Raw genomic sequence first — 9,678 nt, forward strand, 5'->3', positions numbered from 1 at the left:
AAAAAGCGGGTGGGACTACCCACCCTTTCTTGTTATTGATAAGATATTTAAAAAGTGTTTTTCTTTTGTTCTCAGGAATAAATTATTAAAAAGCTGGCGAAAGGGGACGGCTTGATGACAAAAAAACGGGTGGCAGTGATCTTTGGGGGGCGTTCGGGGGAACACCAGGTTTCCTTAAACTCGGCGGCTTCGGTGATTGAAGCCCTGGATAAAGATAAGTATGAGATTGTTCCCGTGGCTATCACTCCGGAAGGAAAATGGTTCGCAGGTGTTGAACCGGCACAGATGCTGGCCGGACAGGACCCGGAGCAACTGGGGCAAAGGGTCGCTCTGCTGGCAGACCCCACTTATGGGGGCCTGGCTCCTGTCGAGGATGGAAGCGTAAGAGTGGAACAGCTGCGCCCCATTGACGTGGCCTTTCCGGTCTTGCACGGTACCTTTGGTGAAGATGGTACCGTGCAGGGGCTTCTGGAGCTGGCCAATATCCCCTATGTAGGTGGGGGGGTGATGGCTTCAGCCGTGGGTATGGATAAAGTAATGATGAAAACCGTCTTTGCCCAGCATGGCCTGCCCCAGGTGCGTTTCTGCCATTTCCTGCGCCGTGATTGGGAGCTGAATCCCGGGGCGGTGCTGGACCTGGTGGAACAGCTGGGTTATCCAGTCTTTGTCAAACCGGCCAACCTGGGTTCGAGCGTGGGCATATCCAGGGCGAGGAACCGTGATGAGCTGCAGCAGGCCATAGAGCTCGCAGCGTCGTACGATCGCAAGATTATCGCGGAGGAATTTGCGGATGCCCGGGAAATTGAGGTAAGCGTCCTGGGCAATGATAATCCCATGGCTTCCCTGCCGGGAGAAATAATTCCCTTGAATGAATTTTACGATTACGAAGCCAAATACGTGGAAGGTAAATCCAGGCTGGTCGTTCCGGCTCAACTGCCGGCCGAAACCATGCTGGAACTGCAGAGACTGGCCATTCGTGCCTTTAAGGCCCTGGATTGTGCCGGTTTGGCCCGGGTGGACTTTTTCCTGCGCCGGGATAACGGGGCCGTGCTGATCAACGAAATCAATACCATCCCGGGTTTTACCCGTACCAGCATGTACCCCAGGATGTGGGAAGCCACCGGTATTCCTTACCAGGAATTGCTCGACCGGTTAATTGACCTGGCCCTGGAAAGGCACCGGGAAAAAAACCGGTCCCGGACTACCTTCCAGCCGCCGGTCGCCGCCGGTTAAACCGGCTGGTTTTTAAGCGCATAACCCATGCCCGGGACCGAAAAAATACCATATGCACCAGGCTTTTGGGGAGGAGCTGGTACCATGGTGCCCTGCCAGGATTTAAAGCCTGCCCCGGGCAGAGTGTCAGTGATGTCTCGCCTCGCTTTGATGGGACGGTTTCTTTTTCTGGCCTTTCCGGAGGTGGCCCGGGAGTTGAAAAACTGGCGGCTGATGGCTTCGCGTTGCCCTGAGCCGCACCTGCGCCGGATGGCCCTGGCCAGCATCGGCAAAAAGGCATTTCACTGCCAGGGTGGTAGCGTTTTCAGTGCCTGGACCGGCAACCACCGCCGGGAGCTGGTCCGGGCCATTGTGGCCCTGCAGACTATCAGTGACTACCTGGATAATCTGTGCGACCGCGCGGGGGTACAGGACGGGGAGGCCTTTCACAGACTGCACCGGGCCTTTATGGACGCCCTTTCACCCGGGGTATCAGGCGGCGATTATTATGCCCTGTATCCCTACCGTGAGGACGGCGGGTACCTGCGGGAACTGGTGCGCTCCTGCCAGCAGGCCCTGGCCCGGTTGCCCGCCTACGGGCCGCTTCGGGAGAAGGCCTGCCGGCTGGCTGAACTTTATTGCCTGCTGCAGGTGTACAAGCACATCGAGTGGTCCCAGCGGGTGAAAAGCCTGAAGAGCTGGCTGGGACCCTTGCTGGAAAGTATGCCGGAAAAATTGTACTGGTGGGAACTGGCCGCTGCTACAGGCTCAACGATCGGCATCTTCGCCCTTTTCGCCCTGGCGGCCCGGGGAGACTATAATTCCGATGAGGTGGAAAAAGTCACCGCCGCCTATTTCCCGTGGATCTGCGGGCTGCACATTTTACTGGATTACTTTATCGACCAGCAGGAAGATGTGGAAGGTGGCGACTTAAACTTCGTTGCCTGTTACCGGGACGGGCGGCAGGCTGCTGAACGGTTGAAGTATTTTTTGGACCGGTCTCTGGCCCTGGCTGCGGAACTGCCCGATCCTCATTTCCATATAACTGTCGTGCAGGGTCTTCTGGCCATGTACCTGTCCGACGACAAGGTGGACGGGCAGGGTCTGCAGCCCACCCGCCACCTGCTTCTGGAAAGCGGCGGTCCCGCCGCCCGCCGGCTGTACAGCCTGTGTGCTTTTCTACGCAAAGTGGGAATTGTTTGAACATAGCCGAATGGATTGGATACGGCCGCCGGTTTCAGGATAAATCTGTTACCTGCCAGGTCTTTAAAATATTATAGTTATGTGTTATATTAATTATATGAATAATTCTGTCAAGTTGCGGTGAGAGGAAAACCTGGCGAGAGGTGTACAGGATGCGGGTACTGCTGGCCGAGGACGATCCCATTTTTCGTCTGGACCTGGCGCAGATGCTCTCCGAAATGGGGGCAAGCGAGGTTTGTCAGTGCCAGAATGGTGCGCAGGCACTGACCATGCTCAAAGAAAAAAATTGGGATCTGGTCGTACTGGACGTGGCGATGCCCGGTATCGACGGACTCAGAGTGGCCGGGGAGGTAAGCCGCCTCAGGCTGGCGCCGGTGATCCTGGTTACTGCGTACAGTGATGAACAAACTATCAAGCGAGCTATGGAGAGCGGTGTCATGGCCTACCTGGTCAAGCCACTGCAGGAAGACAGACTTAAAGCAGCTATACAGCTTGCTCAGGCCAGGTTTGCAGAACTGAAAAAAGTACAGCTGGATGTTCACCAGTTGCGTGAACAGCTGGCGGACAGGGAGGCAATTCAGCAGGCCAAAGCAAAGCTGCAGCAGGAAAAAGGCATGAGCGAAGAAGAAGCTTACTCTTTTATCCGCCGGCAGAGTATGGTCCACCAGCAGAAGATGGGGCAGGTGGCCCGCCAGATTCTGGAGGGCGATTTGTATTTCTAAAACTTTCAAAATAAAAAGTGCTTGCTTTTTATGCCGGGATAATGTATTATGTAAGTAGAAATCGAACTTTGGCTTTTTACAAAGAATTTTAAAAAGAATAGCCAGGGTGCGGAAGCCTTCTGATTTGCGGGTAGTTTATGCCGGCAAGCAGAGGGCTTTTTTGGTAACAGGACCCAGCAGGAAATGTTTCCAGTTTCCTCGGGTAGTGGCTAAGTCCAGCCCGGTGAAGGAAATGGAGGACGCGGCAAAATGGAAGCAGGGTATCTGCCTGAACTGGCTTGCCGGTTGTTGCAATACAGGTCATACAAGCATGGTGAACATATAAATGAACACGACTTGCAGGTGATCACTTCTTTGGCTGCCAATCTTCAGTACTTTGCTGACCTGGCGGGGGCTGATGTCTTTATAGACATGCTCACCGAGGATAAGCGGGTTGCAGCGGTGGTGGCGGAAGCCAGGCCGCGTACCGCACCCTCCCTTTACCGCAGTTCAGTGCTGGGACAGGCTGCCTACATTGAAAATGAACCTGCTGTTTTTCAGGCCTTCACTACCGAAAAGCCGGTCTTCAATGTGCGTGGTATCAGTCAGGAAGGGGTGCCTATAGCCCAGACTGTGCTTCCGGTGCGGGGTGCTGGCGGTGATGTAATTGCCGTACTGATTATGGAGAGGGATGACAGCCGCCAGGTACAGCAGGAAAAATCGCTCAAGTTCCTGTCGGAAACCACGCAGAAACTCACTGACACCCTGTTCAACCTGGATTCGATGGGCAATGTGCTGCCCACCCTGATTCACGATGCCCTGCTGGTGACCAATGAAAATGGGGAAGTGGCCTATTTCAACAAGGTGGCGGAAGATTTGTTTACCGCCCTGACGGGCAGGTATTTCGTCCCCCGTACAGTAGAGGACATAATCCAGAACGTGCCCCAGTTGAAGGTTATTTTCACCAAGGAATTGGACCAGCTGGATATGGAAGAAATTGTGGTCGGTAACCGGACGCTGCTGGTACGCTCTCTTCACCTGCTGGAGAGCGATAGGGTCAAGGGCAGTGTATACTTGTTGCGAGATATTACCGAACTCCGGCAGAAAGAAAAACAGTTGGTTGCCAAGTCAACTGTGATTAAAGAAATCCACCACCGTGTGAAAAACAATCTCCAGACCATTGCCAGCCTACTGCGCCTGCAGATGCGCAGGGTTGATGTTCCGGAAGTTAAGCACGCGTTTCAGGAAAGTATTAACAGGATCAAGTGCATTGCCCTGGTGCATGAATTTTTCTCCCGGGAAAGTCCCGAAATTATTGAAATGAAAAGTTGTATTGACAAGATTGCCGGTATGCTGCGGGAGGGTATGGTATCGGCAGACAGTGGGCTGGCAATTAATGTGCGGGGCGATAAAATATATCTCTCTTCGGAGAAAGCAATCCCTGTGGCCATCATAATTAATGAGCTGCTGCAAAATGCTCTGGAACACGGGCTGTCCGGCAGGGAAAAGGGGCAGATCAATGTTGATATTTCAGGTGGCAAGACTGTAATCATCAGCGTTACTGATAATGGCAAAGGGCTGCCGGAAGGCTTTTCCCTGGAAAGCATGACCAACCTGGGCTTGCAGATCGCCGTAACGCTGGCCCGTGAAAATCTGGGGGGTGAGTTGAACATTGTATCACTCTCACAGGGGACCAGAGCAGAGCTCATCTTTCCGCAGGAAGGAAGCTGATCATGCACGAGGGAAAATACCGCATTGTGGTGGCTGATGACGAGGCAATTACGCGCATGGACTTAAAAGAGATGCTGGTCGAATTGGGTTGCCAGGTGGTGGGTGAGGCACGCAATGGTATAGAAGCACTGGACCTGGCCAAAAAGTTAAAACCCGACCTGGTGATTATGGATGTCAGGATGCCCCGCATGGACGGGATCAAGGCGGCCAAGATGATCGGCGGGATGAAGCTGGCCCCGGTGCTGCTTCTGACCGCATACAGCGATGCGGACATAATCAGGCGTTCTGTAGAGGCCGGTGTGATGGGTTACCTGACCAAGCCTGTCATGAAACAGGATCTTTCACCGGCAGTCCATGTTGCTGTCCAACAATACAGGGAAATAAAAAAAATAAAACGATATAAAGTTTTATTGCAGGAAAAACTGCAGCTTGAAAAGCAGCAGAGGTTGATGCAGGCAGGTAAAGCTGTACACTGACAAAAGAATACCCGGGCAGGGTGGCCCTTTTCCGGACGGAAATCCTGGTGGTGAAAACACCGGTGATTCTTCCGGCCGGGGAAGGGCCTGTTTTATTTTAACCACGGGAGGTGGTGAGAAAAAATAAACACGCAGGGTTTCGGGTACAGGTAATAAAATCAGGCTTTCCACATCAAAGGTAAGGAGGATCGCAAGTAAATGCAGGAACCCAATGTAAAGGTTGTTGGACAAACGGCCTGCGAGGCGGATTATCTGGAGAAAAGGCAGCTGAAAAGGTTTGCTGGTCCTTTGCTTCTCTGGGGCCTCGGGGTGGGCTATGTGATTTCCGGCGACTACTTTGGCTGGAACTTTGGTATAGGCGCCGGTGGGTTCTGGGGCCTGTTCGTGGCCACCATTTTAATGGGCATCATGTACACCACCATGTGTCTCACCATTTCTGAACTGGCTACGGCCATTCCCTTTACCGGAGGAGCTTATGCCTTTGCCCGCAAGGCAATGGGGCCCTGGGGCGGTTACCTGGCGGGGATTGGCGTGGTACTGGAATATGTGCTGGCACCCGCGGTTATTGCAAACGGTATTGCCGGTTATATTACCTTTATTTTCCCCGGCCTGCCCAAGTGGGTACTCGTAACCGGCGTTTTCATCATCTTCCTCGCCATGAACACTTTCGGTGCCAAAACAACCCTGAACTTTGAACTGGCTGTTACTGTTACTGCCCTGATTGGTCTTGTAATCTTTGCCGTATTCGCTTTCCCGCATTTTGATGCCACCAAACTGCTCGAGATTGCTCCCGCTGCTGGAAACACCAGGGCTCTGCCCTTCGGCCTGCTCGGCATCTGGGCGGCCATTCCTTACGGCATCTGGTTCTACCTGGCCATAGAAGGACTGCCCCTGGTATCCGAAGAGTGTAACGACCCGGCCAAGGATATGCCCAAGGGCTTGATTACGTCAATCATTACCCTGTTGATCGCAGCCTTTACGGTGCTGTTCCTGGCCGCGGGTACCGGTGGAGCGAAAGCGATGAGCGTTTCCGGCAGCCCGCTGCCAGAAGCTCTGGGTGCGGTTTACGGCAACGCCCACTGGGTGATCAAGCTGTTGGGCATCATCGGACTAGCCGGCCTGATTGCCAGCTTCAACGGCATCATCTTTGGTGCCGGTCGTGCCGTGTTTGCACTTTCCAGAGCTGGTTACCTGCCCCGCTTCCTTTCCATTGTACACCCGCGCTTCCGCACCCCCTATGTGGCCATTCTGGTGGGCGGTGTAATCGGCATCACCTCGGCGATCATTGGAAACGGCGACATTTTGATTCAAATTGCGGTGTTCGGAGCGGTAATTTCGTACATTATGATGATGCTTTCCGCTCTGGTGCTCCGGGTCAGAGAACCAAAGCTGCACCGTCCTTATAAAGTACCAGGATATCCGCTAACACCCGTGATTGCTCTCATACTTGCCATCGTCGCGCTGTTTGCCGGTTTCTTCTACGCGCCCAAGGTCATCCTCTGGACGGCCCTGGTCTACCTGCTCTTTGTCATGTACTTCTGGCTGTACAGCCGTCACCACCTGGTGGCCAAGGCCCCCGAGGAAGAATTTGCCATCCTGGCCAAGGCCGAGGAGGAACTGAACTAAAGGAGGCCGGAATACGTTGAAGCTCAAGACAAGGTTATTTGGCCGTACTTTCTGCTTCAAAGATGTAAAAGATGTGCTGGCCAAAGCCAATGAGGAAAAATCCGGGGATATTCTGGCCGGCATTGCCGCAGCTTCGGCGGAAGAAAGAATTGCCGCCAAGGTTGTGCTGTCCGAATTGACTCTCGAGGACCTGCGTAAGAACCCGGTTGTGCCTTATGAGATTGACGAGGTCACCCGTATTATTGATGACAATGTCAATGAGCCGATTTATCAGGAGATTAAAAACTGGACCGTGGCGGAGCTCCGCGAATTCATTCTGAGTGATAGTACCGATGGTGCGGCTATCCAGCGTATCAGCCGCGGTTTGACCAGTGAGATGGTGGCGGCGGTGGCCAAGTTGATGACCAACATGGACCTGATATATGGGGCGCGCAAAATTAATATCACTGCGCGTGCCAACACCACCATCGGTGTACCTGGTTGTCTGGGCGTACGCCTTCAGCCCAACCACCCTACTGATAGCCCCGAAGGTATTTTGAGCTCGATCCGTGAGGGTCTTTCCTACGGTATCGGCGATGCGGTCATCGGTGTCAACCCGGTTGAGGATAGCGTGGCCGGCACCACACGCCTCCTTGAGGCTATGTACAATTTCATCCAGGAGTGGGAGGTACCCACGCAGATCTGCGTTCTCTCCCACGTGACCACTCAGATGAAAGCCTTCCAGCAGGGTGCTCCCGGCCACCTGATTTTCCAGAGCCTGGCCGGTACGCAAAAAGCAAATGAAGCCTTCGGCATCAATGTGGCCATGCTGCAGGAGGCCAGGGAGGTTGCACTCAAATACGGGCGGGCTACCGGTCCCAATGTAATGTATTTTGAGACCGGTCAGGGCTCCGAACTTTCCTCAGATGCCCACCACGGTGCTGACCAGGTGACGCTAGAGGCCCGCTGTTACGGTTTGGCGAAACAGTTCGCTCCATTCCTGGTAAATACGGTAGTTGGTTTTATCGGTCCTGAGTATCTCTATGACAGCAAGCAGGTCATAAGGGCCGGTCTGGAGGACCACTTCATGGGTAAGTTGACCGGAATACCAATGGGCTGCGATGCATGTTATACCAACCACATGAAGGCGGACCAGAACGATATTGAAAACCTGGCCGTACTTCTGACGGCAGCCGGGATCAACTACTTCATGGGCATACCCATGGGCGATGATGTGATGCTGAACTACCAGTGTACCAGTTATCACGACATAGCTACGCTGCGCCAGCTTCTTGGACTTTCGCCCTTGCCCGAGTTCAGAGCCTGGCTTGAAAAGATGGGTTTGTGGGAAAATGGCCGGCTTTCTGACCGGGCTGGCGATGCATCAGTATTCTCGGGGAAAGGGGGCAGGTAGCAGTGGTAGCTGATGATCAGATCAAAGAGATTGTGCAGGCAGTGCTGTCCCAGTTGCTTGCCCGCCCGGATGCTGCTACAACCGGGACAGAGCCACAGGGTGAGAGCAAAGCTGCTCAGCCGTCACCGGCTGGCACAGCTTATTCCGCGCCTGCTGTAGCAGGTGACCGGGCACCTGGCACGGATGGTGGCGGGTGCGGCGTGGATAACAAAGAAGACGATGATGAAGAACTCGAAGATCTGACGCTGGTGGATTTGCAGAAGGAGATTCTCGTGCCGAACCCGGTGGACCGGGCCGCACTGGAGTACTTCAAGTCTACCACCCCGGCACGCATTGGTGTCTGGCGCTCTGGCCCACGTCCGTTGACCAGAACGGTACTGCGGTTCCGTGCCGACCATGCCGTAGCTCAAGATGCCGTTTTCAGCGAACTTGACGAGAGCCTGGCTGCGCGTTTTGACCTGCTACCGGTGCAGTCCCAGGTCAGGAACAAGGATGAGTACCTGACCCGCCCGGATCTGGGCAAGAAACTGTCACCGGACTCTGTGGAAAAGATCCGCCAGCACTGCCCGGGTGGTGTGGATGTACAGCTGGTGGTAGCAGACGGGCTCAGCTCCCGTGCTATTTCTGCCAACCTGCCCCATATTCTGCCGCCTCTGCTGGAAGGGCTTAAAGCACAGGGCCTCACAGTTGGGAAAGGCGTGCTGGTGCGCTACGGCCGGGTTGAGATCATGGACCAGATCGGCATGCTGGTGCAGGCGAAAGTGGTCGTCCTGCTGGTAGGTGAGCGCCCCGGCCTGGGGACGGCCGAAAGCATGAGCGCCTACCTGATATATCAGCCTCACGAAGGTACACTGATTGCCGATCATACAGTGGTATCCAATATCCACAAGGGAGGTACTCCGCCGGCTGAGGCGGGTGCATACCTGGCTACCCTCATCAGGAAGATATACGACGCGAAAGCGAGCGGGGTGAACCTGCCCCTGTAGCGACGGGAAAAGTGGTGGCGGAGCGTGGCTAAAGACGCCCAGGAGATCATCAGTGTTGGCATAGACGTGGGTACCACCACCACCCAGCTGGTATTCAGCCGGCTCTTAATTGCCAATACTGCGCCGGGAGCCAGTGTACCCCGGCTGGAGATAGTGGACAAGCAAATTATCTACCGCAGTGCGATTTATTTTACGCCGCTGCTTTCACCAGAATTGATTGACGCCCAGGCGGTGAGTGAGATTATAGCCAGGGAGTACCTGGCCGCGGGGGTTGAACCGGGCCGGGTAGAGAGCGGTGCGGTGATTATTACCGGTGAGACGGCCAAAAAGGAAAATGCCCGTCAGCTGCT

9 protein-coding genes are annotated in these 9,678 nt (G+C 54.4%); all 9 read left to right on the plus strand.

The genetic code is table 11. The annotated features are described in order from the left end of the window. The first annotated feature begins 114 nt into the window (after positions 1-114). Positions 115-1,233 (plus strand): D-alanine--D-alanine ligase, encoded by a 1,119-nt coding sequence (locus ACPLUI_RS07225; protein WP_424659594.1) that lies wholly within the window; start codon positions 115-117, stop codon positions 1,231-1,233. Between the two features lie 132 nt (positions 1,234-1,365). Continuing rightward, on the plus strand, positions 1,366-2,415 hold the full coding sequence (locus ACPLUI_RS07230) for a tetraprenyl-beta-curcumene synthase family protein (protein WP_424659595.1): 1,050 nt from the start codon (positions 1,366-1,368) through the stop codon (positions 2,413-2,415). 152 nt (positions 2,416-2,567) lie between these two features. Continuing rightward, complete coding sequence (locus tag ACPLUI_RS07235) at positions 2,568-3,137, plus strand: ANTAR domain-containing response regulator (RefSeq protein ID WP_424659596.1); 570 nt, start codon at positions 2,568-2,570, stop codon at positions 3,135-3,137. Between the two features lie 249 nt (positions 3,138-3,386). After that, positions 3,387-4,847, plus strand: coding sequence for a sensor histidine kinase (locus ACPLUI_RS07240; RefSeq protein WP_424659597.1), 1,461 nt, complete (start codon positions 3,387-3,389; stop codon positions 4,845-4,847). Positions 4,848-4,849: 2 nt separating this feature from the next. Further along, positions 4,850-5,323, plus strand: coding sequence for a response regulator (locus ACPLUI_RS07245; RefSeq protein ID WP_424659598.1), 474 nt, complete (start codon positions 4,850-4,852; stop codon positions 5,321-5,323). Between the two features lie 198 nt (positions 5,324-5,521). Next, entirely contained in the window at positions 5,522-6,949 is a 1,428-nt protein-coding gene (eat, locus tag ACPLUI_RS07250; RefSeq protein WP_424659599.1) for an ethanolamine permease, read from the plus strand. 16 nt (positions 6,950-6,965) lie between these two features. Continuing rightward, entirely contained in the window at positions 6,966-8,342 is a 1,377-nt protein-coding gene (locus ACPLUI_RS07255) for an ethanolamine ammonia-lyase subunit EutB (RefSeq protein ID WP_424659600.1), read from the plus strand. Between the two features lie 2 nt (positions 8,343-8,344). Further along, on the plus strand, positions 8,345-9,328 hold the full coding sequence (gene eutC, locus ACPLUI_RS07260; protein ID WP_424659601.1) for an ethanolamine ammonia-lyase subunit EutC: 984 nt from the start codon (positions 8,345-8,347) through the stop codon (positions 9,326-9,328). 24 nt (positions 9,329-9,352) lie between these two features. After that, a partial coding sequence (locus tag ACPLUI_RS07265) for an ethanolamine ammonia-lyase reactivating factor EutA (RefSeq protein WP_424659602.1) occupies positions 9,353-9,678 on the plus strand: 326 nt, incomplete at its 3' end.

This window comes from Desulfofundulus sp. (assembly GCF_049701015.1).
GTDB lineage: Bacteria > Bacillota > Desulfotomaculia > Desulfotomaculales > Desulfovirgulaceae > Desulfofundulus.

Bases quoted from the DNA above. Each gene is read 5' to 3' on its own strand.
- ACPLUI_RS07225 (WP_424659594.1), top strand. From the start codon at position 115: ATGACAAAAAAACGGGTGGCAGTGATCTTTGGGGGGCGTTCGGGGGAA.
- ACPLUI_RS07245 (WP_424659598.1), top strand. From the start codon at position 4,850: ATGCACGAGGGAAAATACCGCATTGTGGTGGCTGATGACGAGGCAATT.
- ACPLUI_RS07230 (WP_424659595.1), top strand. From the start codon at position 1,366: ATGTCTCGCCTCGCTTTGATGGGACGGTTTCTTTTTCTGGCCTTTCCG.
- eat (WP_424659599.1), top strand. From the start codon at position 5,522: ATGCAGGAACCCAATGTAAAGGTTGTTGGACAAACGGCCTGCGAGGCG.
- ACPLUI_RS07235 (WP_424659596.1), top strand. From the start codon at position 2,568: ATGCGGGTACTGCTGGCCGAGGACGATCCCATTTTTCGTCTGGACCTG.
- ACPLUI_RS07240 (WP_424659597.1), top strand. From the start codon at position 3,387: ATGGAAGCAGGGTATCTGCCTGAACTGGCTTGCCGGTTGTTGCAATAC.